The organism is Sphingomonas sp. CD22 (assembly GCF_034556155.1).
GTDB lineage: Bacteria > Pseudomonadota > Alphaproteobacteria > Sphingomonadales > Sphingomonadaceae > Sphingomonas.
In genome coordinates this window covers 270,291-285,671 of record NZ_JAYDYX010000002.1, presented here as the reverse complement: position 1 = coordinate 285,671, position 15,381 = coordinate 270,291, and the positions used below count along the sequence as shown (strand labels likewise).

Genomic DNA, 15,381 nt, shown 5'->3' with positions numbered 1-15,381 from the left:
TCCCCCGCTTCATCCTGAACCTATGAACTGGTCGAGCATAACCGGGGGGCGAACACTGACAAGCGACCGCGGCGGCTTTTTTGAAAATGCGTCGCGGCGACGACGCAATCATCGCACACCGATGCCGATACCCTTGTGTTGCACAATGGCAACACTACATCCGAGCCAGACAGGCAAGGGGATTTTATGAACCTCAAACGATTTACCGACCGCGCCAAGGGATTCCTCCAATCGGCGCAGACCGTTGCGATCCGCATGAACCATCAGCGGATCGCCCCGGAACATCTGTTGAAGGCATTGCTTGAGGACGAGCAGGGCATGGCCGCGGGGCTCATCCAGGCGGCTGGCGGCGATGCGAAGCGCGCGGTCGGCGAAACCGACGCGGCGCTCGCCAAAATCCCCGCCGTATCGGGATCGGGCGCGCAGCAGACGCCGGGCCTCGACAACGATACGGTCCGCGTCCTCGATCAGGCCGAGCAGGTCGCGCAAAAGGCGGGCGACAGCTTCGTCACCGTCGAGCGGCTGTTGCTCGCGCTCGCGCTGGCGACGACCACCACCGCCGGCCGTGCGCTGGCGACCGCCGGCGTCACCGCCGAGGCGCTCAACGGCGCGATCAACGCGCTGCGCGGCGGTCGCACCGCCGACACCGCCAGCGCCGAGGATCGGTACGACGCGCTCAAGAAGTTCGCGCGCGACCTGACGCAGGCGGCACGCGACGGCAAGCTCGATCCCGTCATCGGCCGCGACGAGGAGATCCGCCGCACGATCCAGGTGCTCGCCCGCCGCACCAAGAACAATCCGGTGCTGATCGGCGAGCCCGGCGTCGGCAAGACCGCGATCGTCGAGGGGCTGGCGCTGCGCATCGCCAACGGCGACGTGCCCGACGGCCTCAAGGACAAGACGCTGATGGCGCTCGACATGGGCGCGCTGATCGCCGGCGCCAAATATCGCGGCGAGTTCGAGGAGCGGCTGAAAGGCGTCATCGACGAGGTGAAGCAGGCCGACGGCCAGATCGTCCTGTTCATCGACGAGATGCATCAGCTCATCGGCGCCGGCAAATCCGAAGGCGCGATGGACGCGGGCAATCTGCTCAAGCCTGCTTTGGCGCGCGGCGAACTGCATTGCGTCGGCGCGACCACGCTCGACGAATATCGCAAATATGTCGAGAAGGACCCCGCCTTGCAGCGGCGCTTCCAGCCGGTGTTCGTCGGCGAACCGACCGTGGAGGACACGATCAGCATCCTGCGCGGGCTCAAGGAAAAATACGAACTGCACCACGGCGTGCGGATCACCGACGGCGCGCTGGTCGCGGCGGCAACCCTGTCGAACCGCTACATCACCGATCGTTTCCTGCCCGACAAGGCGATCGACCTGATGGACGAGGCGGCGAGCCGCATCCGCATGGAGGTGGAGAGCAAGCCCGAGGAGATCGAGACGCTCGACCGCCGCATCCTGCGCCTCAAGATCGAACGCGAGGGACTGCGCCGCGAAACCGACGAGGCGTCGCGCGACCGGTTCGAAGCGCTGGAGGAGGAACTGGTCAATCTCGAGGAGCAATCCGCCGCGCTGACCCGGCGCTGGCAGGCCGAGAAGGACAAGATCGGGCGCAAGGCCAAGCTCAAGGAACAGCTCGACGCCACCCGGCTCGAACTGGAGCAGGCGCAGCGTGCCGGCGACCTGACCAAGGCAGGCGAGCTCGCCTACGGCCGCATCCCGCTGCTCGAAAAGCAGCTCGCCGAGGCGCAGGGCGCGACGCAGGGCGCGATGCTGCGCGAGGAGGTGACCGCGGACGATATCGCCGGCGTCGTCAGCCGCTGGACCGGCATCCCCATGGAGCGGATGCTGCAGGGCGAGCGCGACAAATTGCTGCGCATGGAAGAGGTGATCGGCCAACGCGTCATCGGCCAGGCGCAGGCGGTGCGCGCGGTCTCCACCGCGGTGCGGCGCGCGCGCGCGGGGCTACAGGACCCGAACCGGCCGTTGGGCTCGTTCCTGTTCCTCGGCCCGACCGGCGTCGGCAAGACCGAGCTGACCAAGGCGCTCGCCGAATTCCTGTTCGACGATCCCTCCGCGATGGTGCGCATCGACATGAGCGAATTCATGGAAAAGCACGCCGTCGCGCGGCTGATCGGCGCGCCGCCCGGCTATGTCGGCTATGAGGAAGGCGGCGTACTCACCGAAGCGGTGCGGCGCCGGCCCTATCAGGTCGTGCTGTTCGACGAGGTCGAGAAGGCGCACGGCGACGTGTTCAACGTCCTGCTCCAGGTGCTCGACGACGGTCGGCTGACCGACGGCCAGGGGCGGACGGTGGATTTCAGCAATACGCTGATCATCCTCACCTCCAACCTCGGCTCGCAGTATCTCGCCGCGGTCGAGGAGGGGCAGGAGGTCGAGAGCGTCGAGCCGCAGGTGATGGAGGTCGTCCGCGCGCATTTCCGGCCCGAATTCCTCAACCGGCTCGACGAGATCATCCTGTTCCACCGATTGGGACAGAGCCACATGGCGCCGATCGTCGATATCCAGGTGGCGCGCGTCGGCAAACTGCTCGCCGACCGCAAGGTGACGCTCGACCTGACCGATGCAGCGCGCCACTGGCTGGGCCGGGTAGGCTACGATCCCGTCTACGGCGCCCGGCCGCTGAAACGCGCGGTGCAGCGCTATCTGCAGGACCCGCTCGCCGACATGATCCTGCGCGGCGAGGTAAAAGACGGCGCCACGGTGCACGTCGACGAAGGCGACGGCAAACTGGTGCTGACGGTGGCTTAGGCGGAATAAACAAAAAGGGCGGCTTCTTGCGAAGTCGCCCTTCTATCTAGCGATGTTGGAAGATCAGAATCCGACTTTGACGCCGGCCTTGAAGTACCTGCCGAGGATACCTTCGCCGCCCTGCACCGGATTATAGCCGTTGGCACCATAGGTGACGGTGTCGATCGGCGGGAAGTCGTCGAGAATGTTCTGCGCCGTCACATAGAAGGTGAACTGCGCGTTGATTTTGACCTGCGCCGTCAAATCGACGGTGGCATAGTCACTGGTGCGGCAAGGCAGCGATCCGTCGTTCAGAGCGCAGTCCTTGTAGCCGGTACCCTGATCCATCGCCGAGAGGTCATAGCCATCGAAATAGTTGAGGGTCCCACTCAACAGGAAAACGTCATCGATGTCGACCGTCGAGGTCAGCGTCCCACGCCACTTCGGCGTGCCCGAACCTGCCGTCAGGTTGAAGTTGCCCAGCGTGCCGTCATAGCGTTCAACCGTGCCGTCCGGAAACTCGGTTTCCAGCTTCAGGATGTACGTCGCCTGCGCATTGGTGCTGAACTTGACGTGATTGCCGATGGGGAAATTGATGTCGGCGCCAAGATCGATACCAGAGGTCTTCAGCGTGTTGGCGTTGATGAAGCCGGACTGCACGAAGGCGATACGCGGCGTGGCGTTCGGGTTGTTCACATCGACTGCGTCGGGGATGATGTTGTAACCCGCGGGGACCGTCTGGCCGCTATAATAGGCCAGGATCGCCGGTGCGTTGTTCGCCGTCGTGATGACGTTGGTCTTCTTGATGTTATAGTAGCTGGCCTTGATCACGAAACCGCGGAACGGCTCCAGGATCGCGCCACCGGTGAAGCTGCGCGACTTTTCCGGCTTCAAATTGGCATTGGACAGCGACGTCGCACCGTAGCTGGCGCCCGTCAGATAGGTGGGGCAGCTGGTATAGGTCGCGAGCGAGCAGCCATATTGCGCCAGATAGCTGTCGTTATAGATGCCGCGCGTGGCGTTGACGTAGCCGGTCGTCGGGAAGGTTGCGCTTTCCTCACCGAAGCTCGGAATGCGGAAGCCGCGCGAATAGGTCCCACGCAGCGTCAACTGGCGGATCGGCTTGAAGACGATGCCGGCCTTCGGCGAGAAATTGTCGATGCCGTTGGGATACCGATCGTAACGGCCACTGGCGCTGAGCGTCACCTGGTCGATGATCGGCGCGTTGATCTCGCCGTAAGCCGAATAGACGGTACGGCTGCCCTTAAGGGCGAAGCCGTTCAACGTGAAATACCGCTGCGTCGCACCGTTGATGTCCGAGTTGATGCTCGGTGAATCCACCGCCTCGTACCGCACCGCACCGCCGAAAGCGAGCTGGAGCGGGCCGCCCGGCAGATCCATCAGCTTGCCGGTCACGCTTGCGTCCAGCTCGTCCAGATCCGACGTCGAGTTCGCAATCGCCGTCGGCGCGATCAGCGACAGGGTCGCCGCGCTGTTCGCCGATGGATCGAGGAAGTTGTAGCTGCCGGTGTTGATCGCGTTCAACAGGTTCTGGATGTAGGGATAACCATCGCTCTTGCGGCGCAGGTCGATGTGCATCGCCGTCGCGTTGATGTTGTACTGCCAATCGCCGGTGAGCGTGCCCTTGGCCCCGATCGCAGCACGATAGCCGCGGGTACGGGTCTCGTCACGGGTCGGCAGGTTGGGAATGCGGCCGCCGATCGCAGCGGTGTAGCCCTGCGCCGCGAACGGATTGTTCGGGTTCAGGCGGCGATCCGCTGCGGCGGCGCAATTCACGCCCGACGAGCAGACATAGACCGGCAATTGCAGGATCGTGTTGTTGCCGTACGCGGCGACATTGGCGGCGGTGCTGTACCGCGGGAAGTAGAAGGGCGCCGGCGCGTTGTTGCGGATCGCGATCGGAGCACCGTCGACGCGCGTGTTGGTCTGGATGAAGTTGAACGCGGCATAGGCCTCGCCGTCCGTACCGTAACGCGCGGTCACGCGGGCAGACGCGCCATAGCGCTGGATGAACGGGTTGATGACGCCGTAGCGGTTGACCAGATCTTCCTGGCAGACGGTGTTCGGCGCGACGGCGTTGACCGGATTGGCGCGATCCGCGCCGGTCAGCGTGTACGGCGTACCGCTCGTGCACCCGCTGAGATACTGGTACTGGGAGCTGACACCGGGAATCGCCGCTCCCGTCGTGGCATCGCGCGGACGAACGGCGAAAGGCGTGCCGAAGTTGAAGCCGTTGAGCGTGCCATCGGCCTGTACACCGTTGATGGTGTTGTTGACGCCCTGGATACCGTCCTGCGACACGCCGCGGAAATCGTTGGAGTTGTACGGATATTTACGGTCGCGGTTGAACAGCTCGGCCTGCTGGTAATAAAAACCGCTGACGTAGGCGTTGTAACCGTTTTCGCTGAGGTCGCCGACGCCGGCGGTCATCGACAGGCGATATTGCGAGGCGTCGCCGCGCTCGGAAATGCCGCCTTCGGCGCGGCCGGTTACGCCCTTGACCGTCTTCTTGGTGATGATGTTAACCACGCCGGCGATCGCGTCGGCGCCGTAGGTCGACGAGGCACCGTCGAGCACGGTGTCGATCCGTTCGACGATGTCGTCGGGGATGGTGTTCAGATCAACGAAGGCGCGCGTCCCGTCATCCGCGAGCGGATAATAAGCGGCACGCAGACCATCGAACAGCACCAGGGTCGAGTTCGTGGACAGACCACGCAACGACACGGCCGATGCGCCCGACGCGAATGCGCCATTCGCAGTAAAGCTGTTGGTCAGCGCCGGGCCATTGTTCGACGAGAGGCGCTGAATGCCTTCCTGAATGGTGCTGATGCCGCGCTGATCCAGATTCTGTGCGGTGATCGTGGTCACCGGCGACGCGGTCGTGTCGGTGCCGCGGAACAGCGTACCGGTGACGACGATGTCCTGGTCGGCGCTGGCAGCCGCATTCTGTTCGGGCGCGGTACGCTGCGTCTCGACGGCGGTAGCGGTTTCGCTGCCCGCAGCGGCCGGCGGCACGGCTTGCGCATCAGCCGGCGCGGCGGTGCCCGCGTCCTGCGCGAAAGCGGGTGTGGCCAACGCCATGAGCAACGCCATGGCAGACGTGCCCGACGCTAGCGCACAGCGCGACGTAAACGATGAAATCATGACTGCAATCCCATGCTGAACCCGGCCGGTCGCTGTGACGATCCACCCGGTTGATCTGCGTCCCCCCATCCACCGAAGCGGCTCTCAAGAGACATGTGTATGGAATGCGGTCGTATTTTTTCGCTGTAAACCCGCCTTACGGGGAGCTTACAGGTTTAACGCAGAGTGTCGCTCAAATGACACAATTCCCCTGACCTAACCCGTCCGGCTATGCGATGACTGCTCGCAATTGCAGCATTGGGACGCGATCTGTCCTTTTGACGGGCAGTGGCTCACACCCCCGGCATCGCCCCCGCCACCAGCAGCGGGTCGAGCCGTGCGTCGCGCCAGCGCAGGCTCCAGTGCAGATGCGGCCCGGTCGCGCGACCCGTTGCGCCGACGGCGCCGATCGGATCGCCCTGGCGGACGTGGTCGCCGACACGCACGTCGATCCGCGACAGGTGGAGGAAGGCGCTGTTGAGACCATGGCCGTGGTCGATCATCAACAGATTGCCTTCGAGCGTGAAGGGATGATCCGCCGCGAGGATGACGACGCCGTCCGCCGGCGCGACGACGGGGGTGCCGGTCGGGCGGGCGATGTCGATCCCCGAATGGTAGCTGCCGGGTTCGCCGCGATAGATGCGTTGCGCGCCGAACAACCCGGATATGTGGCCGATCGCCGGCCAGCGTACCGTCTGGCGCCAACCGGTCGCGTCGGTGACTTGCGCGCGCGCCGCGGCGATCTGGGCGAGCTCGGCGGGGCGCAGTTGCGCCATGACCGGATCAGGCGCGGGGAATTTGGGCAATGTGTTCAGCCGCTCGATCCGCCATGCGCGCGGCGCGACGGCGAGCGGCTGAGTGATCCGGCGGCCATCGGCGAGCGTCGCGACGAGCATGGCCTGCGCGCCGGCGTCGCGATCGAAGCCGGCGATGAAGCGGTCCGCCTCGACCGCGACCGGCTGGCCGTCGAGCGTCACCGCCACGCTTCCGGCCGGCACGGTGCCGGCGATCAGTCCGCCCTGCGTCGGCGTCCCGGTCCAGCGAAACGCGGGTGCCGCGACCGGTGCGAGCGCCTGCGGCGCCGCGGCGGCGGATAGACAGACGAGCGGCACGAGTGCGGCGGGCAGCCTCATCGCGGGCTGAGCGCCTCGCTGGCGAGATGCGCGCTGGCGAAGGCTTCCTGCCGCGCGACGCTCCAATAGCGCAGTAGCTCGATCGGGATGCGGGCGCCGCTCACCGCGCAGACGACATGGTCGCCGGGGGTCAGCACCCGGAAGCCGTTGGCCATATAGTGAAGCCGCGCCGGGCGATCCGAGTTGGAAACGAGCATATCTTGAGGTCCTGTCAGAGCAACGTCGGCTGGTCGGGCTTGGGATAGGCCCTGGCGGGTTTGCGCTCAACCTTGCGCTCGGCGGGCTGGCCGCTGCCGTCGTCGACGACGGCATCGACGCTGCCGTCGCGGAAGCGCAGCGTTACCGCCCCCGCCTCGCGAACCGCGGCGGCGGACGCCAGTGTCTCGCCGCCCCCACCCTCACGCCGCGCGGTGACCCGCGCATAGCCGCGGTCGAGCACCGCATCGGGGTTGAGCGATTGGACCAGCCGCCACGTCGCCGCCAGCCGGTCGCGGTTGCGGTCGACCTGTTGCTGGAGCACCGCCGGACGCAGCGCGCCGCTCGACCGGTCGAGCTGGCCACGCGCCAGCGTCACCCGCCGTTCGAGCCCGCGGTCAAGCCGCTGGCCGGCATCGTCAGCACGCTGGCGCTGCGGCCCGAGCAACGCGTCGCGCTTGGGCAGCAGCCGGGCGAGCCCGGTCAGCCGCTCGCGTCCGCGCTCGACATAGCGGTTGGCGCAGCGCTGCGTCCGCAGGCCATGGCTCTGGATCGTGTGGCGCAGGTCGGCGAGCACCGGCACCGCCAGCTCCGCCGCCGCGGTGGGGGTCGGCGCGCGCAGGTCGGCGGCGAAGTCGCACAAGGTCGTATCGGTCTCGTGGCCGACTGCGGAGATGATCGGGATGGTGCAGCCGGCGACGGCGCGGACGACGACCTCTTCGTTGAACGCCCACAGATCCTCGATCGAACCGCCGCCGCGCGCGACGATGACGAGGTCGGGGCGCGGCACCGGGCCGTCCGCGGGCATCGCGTCGAAGCCGCGCACCGCGGCGGCGACCTCTTCGGCCGCCCCCTGCCCCTGCACCTTGACCGGCCAGACGAGCACATGCGTCGGGCAGCGATCCTCCAGCCGGTGGAGGATGTCGCGGATCACCGCGCCGGTCGGCGAGGTGACGACGCCGATCGTCTGCGGCAGATAGGGCAGGCGCACCTTGCGCGCGCCGTCGAACAGTCCCTCGCCCGCCAGCTTCGCCTTGAGCTTCTCGAACAAGGCCATCAGCGCGCCGGCGCCGGCGAGCTCCATCCGCTCGATGACGATCTGATATTTGGAGCGGCCGGGATAGGTGGTGAGCTTGCCGGTGGCGATCACTTCGATGCCGTCCTGCGCGGCGAAGGCGAGCGCATTGGCCTGCCCCTTCCACATCACGCCGTCGATCACCGCCGCATCGTCCTTGAGCGCGAGATAGACGTGGCCCGAGGTCGCGCGCTTGTAGCCCGAAATCTCGCCGCGGATGCGGACGTGGCCGAACTCGCCCTCGACCATCCGCTTGAGCTTGAAGCTGAGTTCGCCGACCGACATGGCGAGCGCGTTGTCGCCGGGCCGCTCCTCGGCTAGCAGCCGGGCGTCGTCGGTATCGGATAGGAACTCTGGCATGAACGTCCTGCTGTTGGGCTCAGGTGGCCGCGAGCACGCACTCGCATGGAAACTGGCGCAATCGGCCCTCCTCGATACGCTCTATGCCGCGCCTGGCAACCCCGGCGTCGCGCGCCATGCGACGTGCGTCGCGCTGGATGCGACCGATCATGCCGCGGTGGTGGATTTCGTGGCCGGCCATGACGTTGGGCTCGTCGTGATCGGGCCCGAGGCGCCGTTGGTCGACGGTCTCGCCGACACCTTGCGCGCGGCGGGCGTGCCGGTGTTCGGGCCGGGCAAGGCGGCGGCGCAGCTCGAGGGATCGAAGGGCTTCACCAAGGATCTGTGCCGACGCGCCGATATCCCGACCGCAGGCTATGTCCGCGTCGGCGCGCGCGCCGAGGCGGAGGCGGCGCTGGCGAGCACCTTCTCCTATCCGGTCGTGATCAAGGCGGACGGGCTCGCCGCGGGCAAGGGGGTGGTGATCGCGACCAGCGAGGCCGAAGCGGCCGCAGCGTTCGACGCGATGTTCGCGGACGGCGATGCGCCGGTGGTGCTCGAGGAGTTCCTCGACGGGGAGGAGGCGAGTCTGTTCGTGCTCACCGACGGCGTCGCGCTGCTGCCGTTCGGCAGCGCGCAGGACCACAAGCGCGTCGGCGAGGGCGATACCGGGCCGAACACCGGCGGCATGGGCGCATATAGCCCGGCGCCGGTGCTCACCCCCGAGCTGGAGCGACGCGCGATCGACGAGATCGTCGCGCCGACGGTGAAGGCGCTCGCCGAGGACGGAACGCCGTTCAGCGGCGTGCTCTATGCCGGGCTGATGCTGACCGCGACCGGCCCCAAGCTGATCGAATATAACGCGCGGTTCGGCGATCCCGAGGCCCAGGTGCTGATGCCGCGGTTCGAGGGCGATCTGGTCGAGACGATGCTGGCGGTCGCCGATGGGCGGCTCGGCGACATGCCGGCGGCCGGGTTCGCGGACGCGGCGGCGATGACGGTGGTGCTGGCGGCGGCGGGCTATCCCAGGACGCCGAAAGCCGGCGGCACGATCCGCGGCATCGACGCGGCGGAGGCGACCGGCGCGATCGTCTTCCAGGCGGGGACGCGGCTGGAGGGTGACACATTGGTGGCGTCCGGCGGTCGGGTGCTCGCGGTGACCGCGATGGGGGCGGACATCCGCGCGGCACGCGATGCGGCCTATCGCGGGGTGGATGCGATCGACTTCGCCGATGGCTTCTGCCGGCGGGACATCGGCTGGCGCGAACTGGCGCGCTGATCGCTCGGTGCGGACACACGGAAGGCCCGCCGGATCGCTCCGGCGGGCCTTCTTCGTTTCTTAAATCGATCAGAAATTGATCGTGGTGCCGATCGCGATCTGGCGGCCGAGCGCGTCATAGCGCTGCGGGATCGTGTTGTTGCGCGCCAGACTGATATTGTACGAATTCGCCAGGATAGGCGGGTTCTTGTCGAGCAGGTTGTTCGCGATCACGCGGAAGGCGAACTGCCGTGCAATGTTGAAGGTCAGGGCGAGGTCGAAATAGCTCGCCGGCGCGATACGGTAGAAGGTCGTCTGCGCCCGATCGGGCGTGCCGCCGATCGCCGCATCGCCCGAGTTGTTCGCGCTGGTCAGCGAGCCGATGTAGCGCCAGTTGAACGAGGCGTTGAAGATCCCGTCCGAGGTCGAATAGGTCGTCCGCAGGCCATGCGTCCACTTCGGCAGCAATTGGCTGCACCCGTTGGCGAAATAGCCGGTGCAATTGCGCTGCGGCTGGACCGGCGAATCCTGGCTGCCGGCGAAGGTGGTCAGCGAGCCGTTGAAGTCGAAGTCCAGCCGGCCGACGCTGCCGAGACCGAGCGCGTAGCTGCCCTGGAAATCCCAGCCCCGGGCAATCGAATAATAATAATTGGTCGTGCCCGCACGGATGAAGCCGCTGCTCGGATTGCCCGATGCGGCGGCATAGAGCGTGCCGTTGGCGGCCCGGACGATTCCCGAGCAGAAGAACGGATCGCCGTTCGAGCGCTGGCAGCCATCGGTATAATAGCTGTCGTCGTTATAGCCGAGCGAGTTGTTGATCTTGATCCTGTAGCGGTCGACAGAGAAGACGAGCCCCTTGATGAAGCGCGGCTTGACCACCAGGCCATAGGTCTGGGTGTAGGCGGTTTCGGGATCGGCGGTGAAGCCGCCCGAGCGCACGGTGCACTGGTCGTTGGGGCACAGCAGCGTCGTGCTGCCGTAAAGCGCATCCGACAGGCCGGTGGCGCGGCAGACCTCGCGCGAGGCGATCGGCGCGCCATAAGTGATCGTGCCATTGGTGTTGGTCGCCGTCGGCGCGCAGAAGTCGTTCTGCGAACCGCCCTGACGCGAGAAGCTGATGTTCGATGCCTGATAGGCCTCGACCACGGTCGGCGCGCGCTGTGCCTTGTTGAACGAGGCGCGAAGGGTCAGATCGGCGACGGGTGCGTAGAGGCCCTCGATCTTCCAGGTGGTGAACTTGTTGGGATTGCTGCTGTACTTGGACAGGCGGTAACCGCCGTTGGCCTGCAGCAGATGCGCGAACGGGCGATCCTGGATCAGCGGCGCCTGCACCTCGATGTTCGATTCCCAGACGTGCTGACTAAGGTCGGACGGCGCGCCGCCGTAGTCCTCGATGAAGCCCGGCGTCAGCTCGGAGAATTGGCGATCCTTGCGGAATTCGGTGCCGAGCGCGAAGGCGACGCCGTCGGTGGCGAGCGGCGAGGTGATGCCGTAGCGGCCGAGATCGCCGGTCATGTTCGCCTGCACGTTGTAGAGCAAGCCGACGGTCTTCTGCCGGGCCGGGTCGAGATCGCCGTACAGATAGTTGATCAACGCCTGATTGCCGTTGCCGGCGCTGAACGCGTCGAACGGTACGCAGGCGCCACCGGACGCGCAGGTCGGCGTGCCGTTGACGTTGACGACGTTGAGCGAGTTGTTGACCCGGTCGAAGCTCGGCAGGCGCGACGAGTCCCAGATCTGCTGATTGCGCGAGAAGACGCCGCCGATGTCGTAGGTCCAGGCATCGCCAACCTTGCCACGCACGCCGCCGGTCGCCCGGATACCGGTGTTGGTATAGGTATCGGTCATGAACGGCGCATTGAACCGGTAGCGGATGTCGACCGGCACGGTGGTCGCCGTCCCGGCGGCGGTGCCGCAGATGATGCCGGCCTGCTGCGTCGACAGGAACGGGTTGTTGCAATTGACCCGGAAGAGATCGGAGCCGTAATTCGCCGCTGCGAAAACCCGCGTCGGATAGCGGTTGATCGACTTGTCGCGGAACCACAATGCCGAGCCATAGAGTTCGAATTCGGGCGAGAGCTGCAGCGTGACGAAGCCGCCGGCGTTCACGCGATTGTCCTGCCGTTGATAGGAATAGCCGTCGTAGGGGTTGGCGGCGTTGCCCACCCCGGTGCCATAAGGCACGAAGGTGCGCGTACCGTTGGGATCATTGACGAACTGCCGGCCGGCGTTGGTGCCGCTGCCCGGCGAGACGAAACCGCTGACCGAATAGGTCGACAGCGAGCAGCTCAGCGGGCCGTCCTTGCCAGTCTGGACGAGCTGGCATGCCGAGGTCGAGCGCGCGTCATAGGGCACCAGATCGGCATGGCGGTAATTGACGAAGCCCGACATGTTGAGCTTCCCGTCGAACAGCGAGGTGCCGGCGGTGAGCGCCAGATCGGCACGGCCACCGTCGTTGACCTGGCCGAGCCGCGGCGAGAAGCCCGAGTTCTGCGCGGTCTGCGTCACCACGTTGGACTGATTGACGTGATTGTAGAAATTGTAGTTGGCGTCGATCCGTACGCCGGTAAAATTCTGCTTCATCACGAAGTTGACGACGCCGGCGACCGCGTCCGAACCATACACCGACGAGGCGCCACCCGTGAGCACGTCGACACGTTCGATCAACGCCACCGGGATGATGTTGGTATCCTGGCCGTTCTGCGTGCCGAGCCGCTTGCCGTCGACCAGCACCAACGTCCGTTCGAACCCGAGACTGCGCAGCTTGATCCGCTGGCGACCATCGGAATCCTGATAGTTCTGCTGGCTGTCGGGCGAGATCTGCGGGAGCCGATTGAGAACCTCTTCAACGTTGATCGGGGCCTGCGCGCGGATGTCGGCGGCGGTAACCGAGGTGATTGGCGCGGCAGCAGTGCTGTTGGGGCGGACGATGCGCGTGCCGGTGACGACGATCTCACCATCGCCACTGCTCTCCGGCGCCTGACCGCTGATAGCCGCGGCCTTGACGTTGCTGCTGTCGGCGGCGGTGTCGGTCTGCGGTTGCATGCTATTGGTATCATTAACGATTTGCGCCGTCGCCGGCGCGGCGAGCAGCAGCCCGCCCGCGAGGGCGAGCAGCGACACATGGGTATTCAGGTTCATGACAGCAGCCCCTTGGCGAGCCGCGATTATTCGCTGGCTCGATACGTCGAAGCTTCGTCAGACGCCTCGGTCAGTCAATACCGAAACATGACCTTTACAATACTTTATTGCGGTATTGTGACCCGGTTGCATCACTTCTGTCGCCGCAAGGCGCCGATTAGCTCGCTTCTTGCCGCAACGGCCGCGCGAGCAGCGCGCCGATGACGTCGTCCACCGGTGCGCCCTCCAGCAAGCGGCAGACCGCGGCGGTGACGGGCATGTCGACGTCCGCCGCCGCCGCGGCCTCGCGCAGCACGGGGGCGGTGAAGGCGCCCTCGGCGACGGTGCGGCGGTCGGCGAGCAGGTCCGCGGCCGCCCTGCCCTGCCCCAGACCGACACCGAGCGAGAAATTGCGGCTGCTGGTCGAGGAACAGGTGAGGACGAGGTCGCCGAGCCCCGACAGGCCGGCGAGCGTCTCGGCGCGCGCGCCGCGGGCGAGGCCGAAGCGCGTCATCTCGGCAAAGCCGCGGGCGATCAGCGCGGCACGGGCGTTCTGGCCGAGGCCGGCGCCGTCAACCACGCCGCAGGCGATGGCGAGCACGTTCTTGACCGCGCCGCCGATCTCCGCACCGACCACGTCGCGGCTGGCATAGGGACGGAATTGCGGCGCGGCGAGGCGTTCGGACAGCGCCCGCCCGAGCGCCTCGTCCGCCGCCGCCAGCGTCACCGCGGTGGGCAGGCCGGCGGCCACCTCGTGCGCGAAGGTCGGGCCGGAGAGGACGGCGACGGGCGCCTGCGGATGGACCTGCCGCGCGACCTCGCCGACGAGCAGCCGGGTGCCCGCCTCGATCCCCTTGGCGCACAGCACCAGCGGGCGCGTGCCGACCGCGATCTGCGACAGCACGCCGCGGACGTGCTGCGCGGGTGCGACGACGAGCAAGGCGTCGCAGGCGGCGAGATCGCCGAAGTCGGCGGTGGCGCGGATCGACGGCGACAGCGGCACGCCCGCCAGGAACAGGCGGTTTTCGTGGCCGGCGTTGATCCCCTCGACCACCTCGGGCTCGCGCGCCCATAGCGTGACGGGCTCGCCGCGATGCGCCGCGACCTGCGCGAGCGCGGTACCCCAGGCGCCGCCGCCGATGACGCCGATCTTCATGGCCTTGCCCTCCCTCGATGAACCCCGCTCACGCCTTCACCCCGGCGCCGCGCACCGCCTCCGCATCCGGATCGAGCGGCCAGCGCGCGCGCGCCGGCGTATCGAGCGGGTCGGTGAGCCCGGCGGCGAACCGCTCGGCACCCGCCCAGGCGATCATCGCGGCATTGTCGGTACACAGCCACAGCGGCGGCGCGACGAAGCGCAGCCCGTTGGCGGTGGCGAGATCCTGCAACGCGCCGCGCACCGCGCCATTGGCCGCGACCCCGCCGGCGACGACGAGCGCGGTCGCGTCGATCCCGGCGATGCCGCGACGGGTGCGATCGATCAGGCAATCGACCACCGCCGCCTGGAACGATGCGGCGATATCCTCGGGCGCATGCTGGCCGACCGCGCGCGCGACCGCGCTCTTGAGCCCGGCGAAGGAGAAATGCGGTTCGGCCGAGCCTTTCAGCGGGCGCGGCAGCGGCACGATCGGACGGCCGAGCGCCGCCGCTTTCTCCACCATCGGCCCGCCGGGAAAGCCGAGGCCGAGCAATTTGGCGGTCTTGTCGAACGCCTCGCCGGCGGCATCGTCGATCGTCGTGGCGAGCCGGCGATAGCGCGCGACCCCCTCGACCAGCAGCAACTGGCAATGGCCGCCCGAGACGAGCAGCAGCAGATAGGGGAAAGCGAGATCGGGATCGGACAGCCGCGGGCTGAGCGCATGGCCTTCGAGATGGTTGACCGCGATCAGCGGCTTGTTCGCGGCATGCGCGAGCGCCTTGCCGGTGACGAGCCCGACCATGACGCCGCCGATGAGGCCGGGGCCGGCGGTGGCGGCGATCGCATCGACCTGGTCGAGCCGCAGCCCGGCATCGGCGAGCGCGCCGCGGACGAGCGGTTCCAATGCCTCGACATGCGCGCGTGCGGCGATTTCGGGGACGACGCCGCCGAACGGCGCATGCGCCGCTTCCTGGCCGAGCAGACGGTGGCTGAGCACGCGACGATCGCTGGTGACGAGCGCCGCGGCGGTCTCGTCGCAGGAGGATTCGAGGCCGAGGATGATCCGGGGGGGCATGGCCCAAGTCTTTACGCGCGTTGCCGGAGGTTGTCGAAGGGTGGGGATTTCGGCCATGGCGGTCGTTGTAGGATCATGGTCGCCCTCGCCCATCGCCGCCTTGGGGCGTCTCTCCCTCTCCCGAGGGGAGAGGGAAGGGTGGGGGTGACGCAAGGAGCA

9 protein-coding genes are annotated in these 15,381 nt (G+C 67.0%); 2 read left to right on the top strand and 7 right to left on the bottom strand.

Annotation, left to right across the window (positions count from 1 at the left end):
* Positions 1-186: 186 nt before the first annotated feature.
* Positions 187-2,766, top strand: coding sequence for an ATP-dependent chaperone ClpB (gene clpB / locus SFC76_RS04675; protein WP_322848323.1), 2,580 nt, complete (start codon positions 187-189; stop codon positions 2,764-2,766).
* 63 nt (positions 2,767-2,829) lie between these two features.
* Here the strand turns inward: clpB and SFC76_RS04670 are convergent, their stop codons facing one another.
* From SFC76_RS04670 to xseA, 4 genes are all read right to left on the bottom strand, one after another.
* Positions 2,830-5,847, bottom strand: a complete 3,018-nt coding sequence (locus SFC76_RS04670) for a TonB-dependent receptor plug domain-containing protein (RefSeq protein WP_416222388.1) — start codon at positions 5,845-5,847, stop codon at positions 2,830-2,832.
* A 335-nt stretch (positions 5,848-6,182) separates the two neighbouring features.
* Positions 6,183-7,022 carry a M23 family metallopeptidase gene (locus SFC76_RS04665; RefSeq protein WP_322848321.1) on the bottom strand — a complete coding sequence of 280 codons (840 nt, stop codon included), beginning with the start codon at positions 7,020-7,022 and terminating at the stop codon, positions 6,183-6,185.
* The gene (locus SFC76_RS04660; protein WP_038664415.1) at positions 7,019-7,219 is read right to left on the bottom strand and encodes a DUF2093 domain-containing protein; all 201 of its coding nucleotides are present in this window, start codon (positions 7,217-7,219) and stop codon (positions 7,019-7,021) included. Before SFC76_RS04660 ends, SFC76_RS04665 begins: the two co-directional genes overlap by 4 nt.
* 14 nt (positions 7,220-7,233) lie before the next feature.
* Positions 7,234-8,652, bottom strand: coding sequence for an exodeoxyribonuclease VII large subunit (gene xseA, locus SFC76_RS04655; protein WP_322848320.1), 1,419 nt, complete (start codon positions 8,650-8,652; stop codon positions 7,234-7,236).
* On the opposite strand from xseA, the gene purD reads away from it, so the two are divergent.
* Complete coding sequence (gene purD, locus SFC76_RS04650; RefSeq protein ID WP_322848319.1) at positions 8,651-9,910, top strand: phosphoribosylamine--glycine ligase; 1,260 nt, start codon at positions 8,651-8,653, stop codon at positions 9,908-9,910. The genes xseA and purD overlap by 2 nt on opposite strands.
* 69 nt (positions 9,911-9,979) lie before the next feature.
* Here purD and SFC76_RS04645 read toward each other — a convergent pair whose 3' ends face one another.
* From SFC76_RS04645 to tsaD, 3 genes are all read right to left on the bottom strand, one after another.
* Complete coding sequence (locus SFC76_RS04645; RefSeq protein WP_322848318.1) at positions 9,980-13,030, bottom strand: TonB-dependent receptor domain-containing protein; 3,051 nt, start codon at positions 13,028-13,030, stop codon at positions 9,980-9,982.
* A 157-nt stretch (positions 13,031-13,187) separates the two neighbouring features.
* Positions 13,188-14,165 (bottom strand): NAD(P)H-dependent glycerol-3-phosphate dehydrogenase, encoded by a 978-nt coding sequence (locus tag SFC76_RS04640; RefSeq protein ID WP_322848317.1) that lies wholly within the window; start codon positions 14,163-14,165, stop codon positions 13,188-13,190.
* 28 nt (positions 14,166-14,193) lie between these two features.
* Positions 14,194-15,222, bottom strand: coding sequence for a tRNA (adenosine(37)-N6)-threonylcarbamoyltransferase complex transferase subunit TsaD (gene tsaD / locus SFC76_RS04635; RefSeq protein ID WP_322848316.1), 1,029 nt, complete (start codon positions 15,220-15,222; stop codon positions 14,194-14,196).
* Between the last annotated feature and the right edge of the window lie 159 nt (positions 15,223-15,381).

Excerpts from the sequence above, each read along its gene's own strand:
- tsaD (WP_322848316.1), bottom strand. The coding sequence starts at position 15,222 with ATGCCCCCCCGGATCATCCTCGGCCTCGAATCCTCCTGCGACGAGACC.
- clpB (WP_322848323.1), top strand. The coding sequence starts at position 187 with ATGAACCTCAAACGATTTACCGACCGCGCCAAGGGATTCCTCCAATCG.
- SFC76_RS04660 (WP_038664415.1), bottom strand. The coding sequence starts at position 7,219 with ATGCTCGTTTCCAACTCGGATCGCCCGGCGCGGCTTCACTATATGGCC.
- purD (WP_322848319.1), top strand. The coding sequence starts at position 8,651 with ATGAACGTCCTGCTGTTGGGCTCAGGTGGCCGCGAGCACGCACTCGCA.
- SFC76_RS04665 (WP_322848321.1), bottom strand. The coding sequence starts at position 7,022 with ATGAGGCTGCCCGCCGCACTCGTGCCGCTCGTCTGTCTATCCGCCGCC.
- SFC76_RS04670 (WP_416222388.1), bottom strand. The coding sequence starts at position 5,847 with ATGGCGTTGGCCACACCCGCTTTCGCGCAGGACGCGGGCACCGCCGCG.
- SFC76_RS04645 (WP_322848318.1), bottom strand. The coding sequence starts at position 13,030 with ATGAACCTGAATACCCATGTGTCGCTGCTCGCCCTCGCGGGCGGGCTG.
- SFC76_RS04640 (WP_322848317.1), bottom strand. The coding sequence starts at position 14,165 with ATGAAGATCGGCGTCATCGGCGGCGGCGCCTGGGGTACCGCGCTCGCG.
- xseA (WP_322848320.1), bottom strand. The coding sequence starts at position 8,652 with ATGCCAGAGTTCCTATCCGATACCGACGACGCCCGGCTGCTAGCCGAG.